Here is a 12,832-nt window from a genome sequence, read left to right as displayed (position 1 = left end):
TGCGGTTGTATCATAGAGAAGCGCCGCGGTAAGCGGCGCTAAAGGACTTAGCTGAACAGTGAGTAGAAAATAGCGGAGATGGCAATCAGGCCCATAATCACAACGAATACGTTGCTGATATGACCGCTGTACTTACGCATTGCCGGTACTTTCTGGATGGCATACATCGGCATCAGGAACAGAATCATCGCGATGATCGGGCCGCCCAGGGTTTCAATCATGCCCAGGATGCTGGGGTTCAGCGTCGCCACAATCCAGGTGGTGACCAGCATGAACAGCGCGGTAATTTTATTCAGTTTGTTGATTTCGATGGATTTACCTTTACCACGCAGCGATTTAATCACCATACCGTTAAAGCCTTCACGCGCGCCCAGGTAGTGGCCGAGGAAGGATTTGGTGATAGCAATCATCGCAATGATCGGCGCCATCCAGGCGATGATCGGCGCGTTAAAGTGGTTCGCCAGGTAAGACAGAATAGAGATGTTCTGCTCTTTTGCTGCCGCCAGATCTGCCGGCGTCAGGCTCAGCACGCAGCTGAAGACGAAGAACATCACGGTTAGCACCATCATGATGTGGGCGAAGGCCAGAATTTTAGAACATTTCTTCTCAGCGCCTTCACCGTACTCTTCACGCTTCGCAACCGCGAAGGAGGAGATGATCGGGGAGTGGTTGAAAGAGAAAACCATCACCGGAATCGCCAGCCACAGCGTCATCCACAGACCGTTACCGGTAGACGCGGCGGAATCAAAGGACAGCGTTTCCAGCGCCGCGCCGTTCCACTGCGGGATCAGGTACAAGGCCAGCAGCATCAGCGCAGCGACGAACGGGAATACCAGGATACTCATCGCCTTAACGATCATTTGCTCGCCGAAGCGCACGATGGTCATCATGCCAACAATCAGGATCAGGGAAAGAATCGCCCGCGGCGGCGGATTAATCGCTAACTGGTGGGTCAGGAAGCTTTCCACGGTATTAGTAATCGCCACGCTGTAAACCAGCAGGATGGGGTAAATCGCGAAGAAGTAGAGCAGGGTAATCAGTTTACCTGCGCCGATACCGAAGTGTTCCTCAACGACTTCAGTGATGTCTTCACCCGGGTTTTTACCGGACAGCACGAAGCGGGTTAAACCACGGTGTGCGAAAAAGGTCATCGGGAAAGCGAGAATCGCCATGATGATGAGCGGAATCATGCCGCCGACGCCTGCGTTGATCGGCAGGAACAGAACGCCCGCGCCGATTGCCGTGCCGTAAAGGCCCAGCATCCACATGGTATCCGTTTTGCGCCATGCGCTTCGAGAGTCAATCGAAGCAATCGTGCTGGTCTGAGTGGTTTCCATCTATTTCTCCTGGAGGATGCTAAAAATCAGGTTGCTGGTCTAATCCAATGAAAAAAGACCTGATCGTAAAATGAAATCTGCTTAGGGACGCTTTTTATATAATTTTTCGCCGTAATAATTTTCGGGCGGAAAGATACATTTAAGTGATGAATCTATCAGTGATCCCGATCTCAAATGCAATAATCCGCTTCTTACATGGATAAATTTGGACCATTAATCTATTAAAAAAACGTCATAACGAATTTCCGGGCGCGAAGGCTACCATTAACGATATAAGGCCGGAAAGATTGGGGCGCAAGATACGGAGGTTTGACTATAAAAATCAAGGTTTTTAGTGGATTCTGGCGAAGAATAAGAGTTTGGACCGATAAATCACGGTAAGAGGAGTGAGGTAAACGTTTGCCTGGCAATCTATTTATGGTGAATTATAAATGGTGTTTATAAAACAATGCGGGCTATGCCTCTGATGAACATCATAAAAAATGAAGGCATACGTTAATCGCCATACCGCAATGAAAGGAATGGGAGAAGCGCCCGGCTGCTGGCGGCAACCGGGCATAAGCGCTAAGCGCAGATCTCGTAACAGGGGATGTAGGCGGAACCTGGCAATTTCATACGATGCTGCGCGACGAATCCCTGCAGCAGATCGTCCATGCGACGCATCATCTCTCGATCGCCGTGGATTTTATACGGACCATTAGCTTCAATGGCGCGTATCCCGACCTCCTTCACGTTCCCCGCGACAATACCGGAGAAGGCGCGCCGCAGATCCGCCGCCAGAATTTCAACCGGCTGATCCGGGTACAGTTTCAGGTTGGCCATATTCTCATGCGACGGCTCAAACGGCACCTGCAGATCCGGTGCAATACGCATCGACCAGTTAAAACTATAGGCGTCGCCGGTATCGCGGCGATTCTCTTTCACTTGCGGCATCGCTTTCTTCATCAGCCGCGCTACCTCCGCCGCATCGTCAATGATGATGCGGTAATGACGGCGGGCCGCTTCGCCCAGCGTATGGGTAATAAACTCATCCAGCACGCGGAAGTAATCGGCGCTCTCTTTTGGTCCGGTCAGGATCAGCGGCAGCACCTGATTTTTATTGGCTGGATTCATCAGAATCCCCAGCAAATAAAGCAGCTCTTCCGCCGTACCCACGCCGCCCGGGAAGATGATGATACCGTGTGCGATACGGACGAACGCTTCCAGGCGTTTTTCGATATCCGGCATGATGATCAGTTCGTTCACCAGCGGGTTAGGCGGTTCAGCCGCAATAATGGAAGGTTCAGTCATGCCGATAAAGCGGCTGTCTTTATAACGCTGCTGCGCGTGACCGACCGCCGCGCCCTTCATGGGGGCTTCCATCGCCCCAGGGCCGCAGCCGGTGCAGATGTTCAGCTCGCGTAATCCCAACTGTGTGCCGACGCGACGGGCATACAGGTACTCGTTTTCGTTAATTGAGTGGCCGCCCCAGCATACCACCATGTTTGGCGCTTCGCCGACGTGCAGCGCCCGGGCGTTGCGCAAAATGGAGAACACCAGATTGGTGATATGTGTTGAGCTTTCAAGATCCAGATGCTGGAAACGACCGGCATTATGGATCTGCCCATTCACAAAGAGAATGTCGCGCAGCACCGCGAACAGGTTAGCCTGTAGCGCACGAATAATCCGCCCGTCAACAAAGGCGTCTTCAGGCGGATTAATCAATTCCAGCTTCACGCCGCGCTCGCGGCGCAGCACGTTAATATCGAAATTTTCAAAGCGGGACAGCAGCTCTTTGCTGTTGTCGGTCAGGCTGCCGGAGTTAAGAACGGCAAGTGAACAGTTACGAAACAGTTGATACAGGTCGCTACTGGCCGTGCGTTTCAGCATGTCCACTTCCAGTTGCGACAACATATCCATTGAGCCAAGCGGGCTAATATGTGTAATCAAGTAAACTCCTTATGGGACGCAACACGCCATTCCCTGTTGATTACAATAGCCCTGGCTGATGACCTTTCACAACCTTACATGCGCAATCCGGCACGCAAAATTGACAAAAAAGATTACTGACGCGCCAGCCTGCCCGTGGCGGGCACAAAATCGGCATTGCTGCGCCAGGGATTAATGTCCAGCCCGCCGCGGCGGGTATAGCGCGCATAAACGCTTAACGTTTCCGGCTGACAGAAGCGCAGAATGTCATTAAAAATACGCTCTACGCACTGCTCGTGAAATTCATTATGGTGACGGAAGGAGACCAGATAACGCAGCAGTTTTTCCCTGTCGATTTTGCGCCCGCGATACTGAATTTGTATTGAGCCCCAGTCCGGTTGGTGGGTGATCAGGCAGTTGGATTTCAGCAGATGACTGACCAGCGTCTCCTCTACTTGCTTCTCGCCGCTGACCGCATGTTGCAGATAGTCGGTAGTAAACTGGTAGTTGTCGATACTGATATCCTGATCGTCAATACAGGTGCCGTGGAAATGGGCGACAGGCTGTCCTTCCAGCTCATCAAGACGATGAAGCCTCACGCTAACGTTGCCCTGCGCGCAGGCGCGCAGATCGCGCTCCAGCGTCTGGCGCACCGTCTCCCAGGTGTCAAAGCGCGTCTGGTTAAAGCTGTTCAGATACAGTTTAAAGCTTTTGGATTCGATTAAATTAACGCTGGTGTAATCCAGTTCGACATGCCCGACGGCGACCTGCGGAAGACCACGGCTGTTAAGCCAGGAAAGTTCATACAACGTCCAGATATCCGCGCCGTGGAACGGCAAATTATCGGCTGTTAATCCGAGCGGGTCGCGATTCAAACTGCGCGGTACGCCCTGCAGCAGGCTGGCGTCATAATTGTCCCGGTAATCCGTTGATTTTCCGAGAGTCAGGCCATCGAGAGCCTGATGGTTTTCATAAGAAGACATGTTTCACCGTCATAAACCAGATACACTATGCGCCAAGTGTATCCTGGCTTTTATGAAGAGAGAAACTGGTGGACGAACTGACAGCGCAGGCATTGAAAGCCTTTACGACGCGTTACTGCGACGCGTGGCAAGAAAAACACGGTAGCTGGCCGTTGAGCGAAGAACTGTATGGCGTACCTTCTCCGTGCATTATTTCTTCAACCCGCGATGCCGTTTACTGGCAGCCGCAACCTTTTGAAGGCGAAGAAAATGTAAACGCGGTTGAACGCGCCTTCGATATTATGGTACAACCTGCGCTCCACGCGTTTTACACCACGCAGTTTGCTGGCGACATGCCCGCGCAGTTCGCGGATGAAAAGCTTACGCTACTGCAAACCTGGAGTCAGGATGACTTTCGGCGCGTGCAGGAAAATCTGATAGGCCACCTGGTCACGCAAAAGCGGCTCAAGCTTCCTCCCACGCTTTTTATTGCGACGCAGGAAAATGAACTTGAGGTCATTTCGGTCTGTAATCTGTCCGGCGAGGTGATTAAAGAAACGCTGGGCACCCGCAATCGTACCGTTCTTGCCGCAACGCTTGCGGAATTCCTTACGCAACTTAATCCTCTTCTGTAATCGTTTGCCCTAACAGGTGTGAGAGATCTCTTACAAAGTCTGTAGGAGATCGCCAGGATATCAGCGGATACTGAGTCCCGTTTTCTTATGTAAGTCTATATAAAACAACCTGTTAAAATGTTTTTGCGCACTTTCATATGAAAATTTACTTAAGGTATTGTCTGTAGGTGTCTTGTAAGACAAGGTGAAACAGGCGATTCTATCTTCGTCGACAGGGAGTCGTACAACGAAGCGAACGTCAGGATGATGACGCTTCAGCAGGACACGCCAGGATGGTGTTACAAGGAAAGGCTTCAGGATGAAGCAAAGTGGAAAGCGCAGGATGCGTTAAAGGACACCTCCAGGACGGAGAACGAGAGCCGATCAGGATGTTCGGCGGGTCTGGATGACCAGGGACGCTTCAGGAAGAAGCTATCACATCGGGCGATGTGCGCAGGATGCAAACGTTCAGGATGAACAGGCCGTAAGGTCACAGGAAAAGTTGTCACGGATGAGCAGGGAGCACGAAAAGTAGCTGGAATGCTGCGAAACGAACCGGGAGCACTGTTTATACAGTGCTCCCTTTTTTTTGTTATTCTTCGCGCCAGATTTTCATCATTGAGGTTTTTAACATGACGACTCATGACCGTGTGCGTCAGCAGTTACATGCGCTTGAAACGCTGCTGCGCGAGCATCGCCACTGGCGGCTGGATGCGCCGCAGGCGCACCTGTTTACCAGCACCCAACCATTTTTTATGGATACCATGGAACCGCTGGAATGGCTGCAATGGGTATTGATCCCTCGTATGCATACCCTACTTGATAATGCGCAACCACTGCCCGAGGCGTTTGCCGTCGCCCCTTATTATGAAATGGCGCTGGCGGCGGATCATCCGCAGCGGGAGGCGATCCTGGCGGTTTTGCAGGATCTGGATGCGCTATTCGTCCGCGATAAATCCTGATGCTGGAGATCCTCTATCAAGACCAGTGGCTGGTTGCCGTGAATAAACCCGCAGGCTGGCTTGTTCACCGGAGCTGGCTGGATCGCGACGAAAAAGTCGTGGTCATGCAAACGGTGCGCGACCAAATCGGCCATCATGTTTTTACCGCCCACCGTCTCGACAGACCCACGTCGGGCGTACTGTTAATGGGGCTGTCCAGCGAAGCGGGACGCCGTCTGGCGCAGCAGTTCGAGCAGCACCACATCCGTAAACGCTACCATGCCATTGTGCGCGGCTGGCTGATGGATGACGCAGTACTGGATTATCCGCTGGTGGAAGAGCGCGATAAAATTGCTGATAAATTCGCCCGCGAGGATAAAGCGCCCCAGCCGGCTGTAACGCAGTATCGCGGACTGGCGACGGTCGAAATGGCGGTGCCGACCGGACGTTATCCCACCACGCGTTATGGTCTGGTTGAGCTGGAACCAAAAACGGGACGCAAGCACCAGCTTCGTCGTCATCTGGCGCATCTGCGTCATCCTATCATCGGCGACAGCAAGCATGGCGATTTGCGACAAAACCGCAGCGCCGCAGAGCATTTTGCCTGTCGTCGCCTGATGCTTCATGCCAGTCGGCTTGAACTGACGCACCCCTTCACCGGACAGCCGTTGATGATTCAGGCCGGGTTGGATGAAACCTGGATGCAGGCGCTGACACAGTTTGGCTGGCGTGGACTTCTCCCTGACAATGAAAGGGTTGAGTTTACGGCGGCGTCCCGGCAGGATGAGACTCATCAGGCATAATTCAGGGAGATACGCATAATGGCGGAAATTGGTATTTTTGTCGGGACCATGTATGGCAACTCACTGCTGGTGGCGGAAGAAGCGGAAGCGATCCTCGCCAGACAGGGCCACAGCGCGACCGTGTTTGAAGATCCTGAACTGTCCGACTGGCAGCAATATCAGGATAAGGTTGCGCTGGTCGTTACCTCGACGACCGGGCAGGGCGATCTACCGGATAGCATTGCGCCGCTCTTTCACGGCATTAAAGATACAGTCGGTTTTCAACCAAACCTGCGTTACGGGGTGATTGCGCTAGGTGATAGCAGCTACCCCAATTTCTGTAATGGCGGCAAACAGTTTGATGCCCTGTTGCAGGAGCAAAGCGCGCAGCGGGTGGGGGAGATGTTATTCATTGACGCCAGCGAACATCCGGAGCCGGAGAGCCAATCCAATCCCTGGGTTGAAAACTGGGGAACTTTACTTTCCTGAGGTAAATCCCTCCCCCCTACGGGAGGGTACCTTTTCGTTTGCTTGCGTTGCCAGTAAGCAAAATCACGACCTGTACACAGTGTAAAGTAACTGAATCGTGTTAGCTTTGGGCATATGCCCGCAAAAGCGGCAGTTTTTTACGGGCGTTTTCATGTAATCAAGCGACCTGTTTCACATTCTTCTCTTTTTATTCCTCCTGCGTCGACGCCTGACGCCTTCTGATTTCATTTCCGTGAAGTGGCTTCCACTGTCCTGGGCTTTTGCCATAAACAGGCGTAATTCATCGCCAAAATACTGTGTTGTTGCACGGTGAGTGTGTGTGGCGCGCTTTTTATACTTCTCCTGCCAGTGAATAAAAGCATGCAGCGTGCAAAGCAAACGACCTAATAAAAGCTGCAACAAGGAAACGTTATCTCTGATTCCCTACCGGTTGTGCAGTTCAGAGTGAGCGTAGCTAACGCGAAATTTCAGGAGTGCAACAATGAGTTCATTAAGTCACGCGGCGAGTAGTGCGGAGAAACGCACGAACGCCCGCTACTGGATAGTGGTGATGCTGTTTATCGTCACATCCTTCAACTACGGCGACCGCGCCACATTGTCCATTGCCGGCTCAGAAATGGCCAAAGATATCGGCCTTGATCCGGTAGGCATGGGCTATGTTTTTTCTGCTTTTTCATGGGCCTATGTTATCGGGCAGATCCCGGGCGGCTGGCTGCTGGACCGCTTTGGTTCCAAACGCGTCTATTTCTGGTCTATTTTCATTTGGTCAGTCTTCACCCTGTTGCAGGGTTTTGTCGATATCTTTAGTGGTTTCGGCATTATTGTCGCCCTCTTTACGCTTCGTTTCCTGGTTGGTCTGGCGGAATCGCCTTCTTTCCCGGGCAACAGTCGCATCGTTGCAGCCTGGTTCCCGGCGCAGGAGAGGGGAACGGCTGTGGCCATCTTTAACTCCGCGCAATACTTTGCCACGGTTATTTTCGCGCCGATTATGGGTTGGCTGACGCACGAAGTGGGCTGGTCGCATGTCTTCTTCTTTATGGGCGGGTTAGGGATCATCATCAGCTTTATCTGGTTGAAAGTTATCCATGAACCAAATAACCATCCGGGCGTAAATAAGAAAGAGTTGGAGTACATCGCAGAAGGCGGCGCGCTGATCAATATGGATCAGAAAGACACCAAAGCGAAAGTACCGTTTAGCGTCAAATGGGGCCAGATCAAACAGCTGCTGGGCTCTCGTATGATGATTGGCGTTTACATCGGTCAGTACTGTATTAACGCATTGACCTATTTCTTTATTACTTGGTTCCCGGTCTATTTGGTCCAGGCGCGCGGCATGTCGATTCTCAAAGCGGGCTTTGTCGCCTCGGTTCCTGCGGTCTGCGGCTTTATCGGCGGCGTGTTGGGCGGCATCATTTCCGACTGGTTGATGCGTCGTACTGGCTCCCTGAATATCGCGCGCAAGACGCCGATTGTGCTGGGGATGTTGCTGTCAATGGTTATGGTGTTCTGTAACTATGTGAACGTGGAATGGATGATCATCGGCTTTATGGCGTTGGCCTTCTTCGGTAAAGGTATCGGCGCGTTGGGCTGGGCAGTAATGGCGGATACCGCGCCGAAAGAGATCAGCGGTCTTTCCGGCGGCTTGTTTAATATGTTCGGCAATATTTCCGGTATTGTGACGCCAATCGCGATTGGTTACATCGTTGGCACCACCGGTTCCTTCAACGGCGCGTTGATCTATGTCGGCGTACATGCCCTGGTGGCCATCATCAGCTATCTGGTGCTGGTAGGCGATATTAAGCGTATTGAACTGAAACCTGTCGCAGGACAATTATCATGACAACGCAATCCAGTCCCGTGATTACGGACATGAAGGTCATTCCGGTTGCCGGACATGACAGTATGCTACTCAACATCGGCGGCGTGCATAACGCGTACTTCACCCGTAACATCGTCGTCCTCACCGATAACGCCGGGCATACTGGCGTCGGCGAGGCGCCGGGCGGAGAAGTGATTTATCAGACGCTGGTCGATGCTATTCCGATGGTATTAGGCCAGGAAGTCGCCCGCCTGAACAAAGTGGTGCAGCAGGTGCATAAAGGCAACCAGGCCGCTGATTTTGACACCTTTGGTAAAGGCGCATGGACGTTTGAACTGCGGGTTAACGCGGTGGCGGCTTTGGAAGCGGCGCTGCTTGATCTACTGGGACAGGCGCTTAATGTGCCGGTCTGTGAACTGTTAGGACCCGGTAAACAGCGCGATGCCGTCACCGTGTTAGGCTATCTCTTCTATATTGGCGATCGTACTAAAACCGATCTGCCGTATCTGGAAAGCACGCCGGGCAGTCATGAATGGTACCGTCTGCGCCATCAGGAAGCGCTGAACAGCGACGCGGTCGTGCGGCTGGCGGAAGCGTCTCAGGATCGCTACGGTTTTAAAGATTTTAAACTCAAGGGCGGCGTGCTGCCGGGCGAACAAGAGATTGATACCGTTCGCGCGCTAAAAAAACGCTTCCCGGACGCGCGTATTACCGTGGATCCGAACGGCGCCTGGCTACTGGATGAAGCCATTGCGTTGTGCAAAGGGCTGAATGATGTACTGACCTACGCGGAAGATCCGTGCGGCGCGGAGCAAGGATTCTCTGGTCGTGAAGTCATGGCGGAGTTCCGCCGTGCTACAGGACTGCCGGTAGCGACCAATATGATTGCCACCAACTGGCGTGAAATGGGACACGCGGCGATGCTCAATGCGGTAGACATTCCTCTTGCCGACCCGCATTTCTGGACTCTCACCGGCGCCGTTCGCGTGGCGCAACTGTGCGATGACTGGGGGCTAACCTGGGGCTGCCATTCGAATAACCATTTTGATATTTCACTGGCGATGTTTACCCATGTCGGCGCGGCGGCGCCAGGCAAACCCACCGCTATTGATACGCACTGGATCTGGCAGGAGGGCGATTGCCGCCTGACTAAAAATCCGCTGGAAATTAAAAACGGCAAAATTGCCGTTCCGGATGCGCCAGGACTGGGCGTGGAGCTTGACTGGGAACAGGTGCGAAAAGCGCATGACGCGTATAAAACGCTGCCAGGCGGCGCGCGTAATGATGCAGGCCCGATGCAATACCTGATCCCCGGCTGGACTTTTGACCGCAAACGCCCTGTTTTTGGTCGTCACTAATTCTGAATAAGGACACAGTTATGAGTAATCAATTTACGACGCCTGTAGTGACTGAAATGCAGGTTATCCCGGTTGCGGGCCATGACAGTATGCTGATGAACCTGAGCGGCGCGCATGCCCCGTTCTTCACGCGCAACATCGTCATTATTAAAGATAACTCCGGTCATACCGGGGTCGGCGAGATTCCGGGCGGCGAAAAAATCCGCAAAACGCTGGAAGATGCGATCCCACTGGTGGTGGGAAAAACGCTGGGTGAATATAAAAATGTCCTGACCGCCGTTCGCAACCAGTTTGCCGATCGCGATGCGGGCGGACGCGGTTTACAAACGTTCGATCTCCGTACCACTATCCATGTGGTGACTGGTATTGAAGCGGCAATGCTTGACCTTTTGGGCCAACACCTGGGCGTCAACGTCGCTTCGCTGTTAGGCGACGGTCAGCAGCGCAGCGAAGTCGAAATGCTGGGTTATCTGTTCTTTGTCGGCAATCGCAAGGCCACGCCGCTGCCGTATCAGAGCCAGCCGGATGAGCAATGCGACTGGTATCGTCTGCGCCATGAAGAGGCGATGACGCCGGAAACGGTAGTACGTCTGGCGGAAGCCGCCTATGAAAAATACGGCTTCAACGACTTCAAACTGAAAGGCGGCGTGCTGGCGGGCGAAGAAGAGGCCGAGTCAATCGTGGCGCTGGCGAAACGTTTCCCACAAGCGCGCGTCACGCTCGATCCAAACGGCGCCTGGTCGTTGAACGAAGCGATCAGCATTGGTAAATACCTGAAAGGTTCTCTGGCCTATGCAGAAGATCCGTGCGGCGCGGAGCAGGGTTTTTCCGGACGTGAAGTGATGGCGGAATTCCGTCGCGCGACTGGATTACCGACGGCCACCAATATGATAGCGACCGACTGGCGTCAAATGGGGCATACGCTGTCGCTGCAATCCGTCGATATCCCGCTGGCGGACCCGCACTTCTGGACTATGCAAGGCTCTGTACGCGTGGCGCAAATGTGTCATGAGTTCGGTCTGACCTGGGGCTCGCACTCTAACAACCACTTTGATATTTCGTTGGCGATGTTTACCCATGTTGCCGCGGCGGCGCCGGGCAAGATCACCGCGATCGATACCCACTGGATCTGGCAGGAAGGCAACCAACGTCTGACTAAAGAACCGTTTGAAATTAAAGGCGGCATGGTGCAAGTACCGACCAAACCGGGTCTGGGCGTTGAGCTCGATATGGATCAGGTGATGAAAGCGCATGAGCTCTATCAAAAGCATGGCTTAGGCGCGCGTGACGACGCGATGGGAATGCAGTACTTAATTCCTGGCTGGACGTTTGATAATAAGCGTCCTTGCATGGTGCGTTAAGTCAGAACCGGTTCCGTAAGGAACCGGTTCTTCTCTGGGTGTATGCTTAACAGGATCAACATGCGTAAGGACGACTTATGAAAATAGTGATCGCACCAGACTCGTATAAGGAAAGTTTGAGTGCTCTTGAGGTAGCGACCGCCATTGAACAAGGATTTCGCGAGATCTGGCCGGACGCCGATTACCTGAAATTGCCGCTGGCTGATGGCGGAGAAGGTACTGTCGAAGCGATGGTTGAAGCGACGGCGGGTCGAATCGTGCATGTTGAGGTCACCGGGCCGTTGGGGCATCGCGTCAATGCGTTTTATGGGCTTTCCGGCGATGCGCGTTCCGCGTTCATTGAAATGGCGGCCGCCAGTGGGCTGGAGCAGGTACCGCCCGCGCAACGCGATCCGTTGAAGACCACATCATGGGGAACCGGCGAGCTGATCCGTCATGCGCTGGATGCGGGCGTTGAGCATATCATTATTGGTATCGGCGGTAGCGCCACCAACGATGGCGGCGCGGGGATGGTGCAGGCGCTGGGGGCCAGGCTACGGGATGCGCAGGGCAATGATATTGTGCAAGGCGGCATTGGGCTGGAAACACTCGCCAGCATTGATATCAGCGGCCTGGATAAGCGTTTGTCGGCGTGTCATATAGAGGTCGCCTGCGATGTCACGAATCCCCTTACCGGCAAAGAGGGCGCGTCTGCGGTTTTTGGTCCGCAAAAAGGGGCGACGCCGGAAATGATTGAACGCCTGGATACGGCATTGACTCGCTATGCGCATTTGATTGCCCGCGATCTGCATGTCGATGTGTTGGATCTGGCAGGCGGCGGCGCGGCAGGCGGCATGGGGGCGGCGTTATACGCGTTTTGCGGCGCGCAGCTACGGCGTGGTATTGAGATTGTCACCGATGCGCTTCATCTGGAAGCGTGTCTTGCGGATGCTGATTTAGTCATCACCGGCGAGGGGCGCATCGACAGCCAGACCATTCACGGTAAAGTCCCTATTGGCGTGGCAAACATCGCCAAACGGTATAACAAGCCGGTAATTGGTATTGCGGGTAGCCTGACGGCGGATGTTGGCGTGGTTCATGAACATGGGCTTGATGCCGTTTTCAGCGTGATTTATACCATCTGTACGCTGGAGGACGCGCTGAAGAATGCGAGTGAAAACGTACGAATGACCGCGCGCAACGTGGCTGCAACGCTGAAAGCGGGGCAACAGTTACGCTGAGTTATAGGCCGGATAAGGCGGTCATGCCGCCATCCGGCGAA

12 protein-coding genes are annotated in these 12,832 nt (G+C 53.5%); 8 read left to right on the top strand and 4 right to left on the bottom strand.

Going from position 1 to position 12,832, the window contains the following annotated elements; all coding sequences use genetic code 11:
• Positions 1-47: 47 nt before the first annotated feature.
• The 3 genes from sdaC to queF all read right to left on the bottom strand — a co-directional run bounded on the left by sdaC (position 48) and on the right by queF (position 4,228).
• Positions 48-1,337 carry an HAAAP family serine/threonine permease SdaC gene (sdaC, locus tag NA389_RS12995; RefSeq protein ID WP_000450462.1) on the bottom strand — a complete coding sequence of 430 codons (1,290 nt, stop codon included), beginning with the start codon at positions 1,335-1,337 and terminating at the stop codon, positions 48-50.
• 564 nt (positions 1,338-1,901) lie between these two features.
• Entirely contained in the window at positions 1,902-3,266 is a 1,365-nt protein-coding gene (gene ppnN, locus NA389_RS12990) for a nucleotide 5'-monophosphate nucleosidase PpnN (protein WP_000627973.1), read from the bottom strand.
• A 113-nt stretch (positions 3,267-3,379) separates the two neighbouring features.
• Positions 3,380-4,228: an NADPH-dependent 7-cyano-7-deazaguanine reductase QueF gene (gene queF / locus NA389_RS12985; RefSeq protein ID WP_000100465.1), complete on the bottom strand. Its 849-nt coding sequence runs from the start codon at positions 4,226-4,228 to the stop codon at positions 3,380-3,382.
• A gap of 68 nt (positions 4,229-4,296) precedes the next feature.
• Here queF and syd point away from each other — a divergent pair, with 68 nt between their 5' ends.
• The 4 genes from syd (at position 4,297) to NA389_RS12965 (ending at position 7,033) form a co-directional block, all read left to right on the top strand.
• Positions 4,297-4,842, top strand: coding sequence for a SecY-interacting protein (gene syd, locus NA389_RS12980; RefSeq protein ID WP_000343990.1), 546 nt, complete (start codon positions 4,297-4,299; stop codon positions 4,840-4,842).
• A 611-nt stretch (positions 4,843-5,453) separates the two neighbouring features.
• A complete protein-coding gene (locus NA389_RS12975; RefSeq protein WP_000207010.1) occupies positions 5,454-5,783 on the top strand; it encodes a YqcC family protein in 330 nt (109 codons plus the stop codon).
• The gene (truC, locus tag NA389_RS12970; RefSeq protein ID WP_000890032.1) at positions 5,783-6,565 is read left to right on the top strand and encodes a tRNA pseudouridine(65) synthase TruC; all 783 of its coding nucleotides are present in this window, start codon (positions 5,783-5,785) and stop codon (positions 6,563-6,565) included. The genes NA389_RS12975 and truC overlap by 1 nt, the downstream gene beginning before the upstream one ends.
• 18 nt (positions 6,566-6,583) lie before the next feature.
• Entirely contained in the window at positions 6,584-7,033 is a 450-nt protein-coding gene (locus tag NA389_RS12965) for a flavodoxin (protein ID WP_000807739.1), read from the top strand.
• Between the two features lie 171 nt (positions 7,034-7,204).
• On the opposite strand, the gene NA389_RS12960 is transcribed toward NA389_RS12965, so the two are convergent.
• Positions 7,205-7,435, bottom strand: a complete 231-nt coding sequence (locus tag NA389_RS12960; protein WP_001630632.1) for a hypothetical protein — start codon at positions 7,433-7,435, stop codon at positions 7,205-7,207.
• 79 nt (positions 7,436-7,514) lie between these two features.
• Here NA389_RS12960 and gudP point away from each other — a divergent pair, with 79 nt between their 5' ends.
• The 4 genes from gudP (at position 7,515) to NA389_RS12940 (ending at position 12,791) form a co-directional block, all read left to right on the top strand.
• Positions 7,515-8,873 (top strand): galactarate/glucarate/glycerate transporter GudP, encoded by a 1,359-nt coding sequence (gene gudP, locus NA389_RS12955; protein ID WP_000097015.1) that lies wholly within the window; start codon positions 7,515-7,517, stop codon positions 8,871-8,873.
• Positions 8,870-10,210, top strand: a complete 1,341-nt coding sequence (locus NA389_RS12950) for an enolase C-terminal domain-like protein (RefSeq protein ID WP_089082197.1) — start codon at positions 8,870-8,872, stop codon at positions 10,208-10,210. The genes gudP and NA389_RS12950 overlap by 4 nt, the downstream gene beginning before the upstream one ends.
• Positions 10,211-10,230: 20 nt before the next feature.
• Positions 10,231-11,571 (top strand): glucarate dehydratase, encoded by a 1,341-nt coding sequence (gene gudD / locus NA389_RS12945; RefSeq protein WP_000070672.1) that lies wholly within the window; start codon positions 10,231-10,233, stop codon positions 11,569-11,571.
• A 77-nt stretch (positions 11,572-11,648) separates the two neighbouring features.
• Positions 11,649-12,791, top strand: a complete 1,143-nt coding sequence (locus tag NA389_RS12940; RefSeq protein ID WP_000706486.1) for a glycerate kinase — start codon at positions 11,649-11,651, stop codon at positions 12,789-12,791.
• Positions 12,792-12,832 lie beyond the last annotated feature (41 nt).

Source organism: Salmonella sp. NW645, from assembly GCF_051703725.1.
In the GTDB taxonomy this organism is placed as follows: domain Bacteria; phylum Pseudomonadota; class Gammaproteobacteria; order Enterobacterales; family Enterobacteriaceae; genus Salmonella; species Salmonella enterica.
Note: the sequence above shows the minus strand (reverse complement) of the source record. Positions and strands in the feature narration are given on the sequence as shown.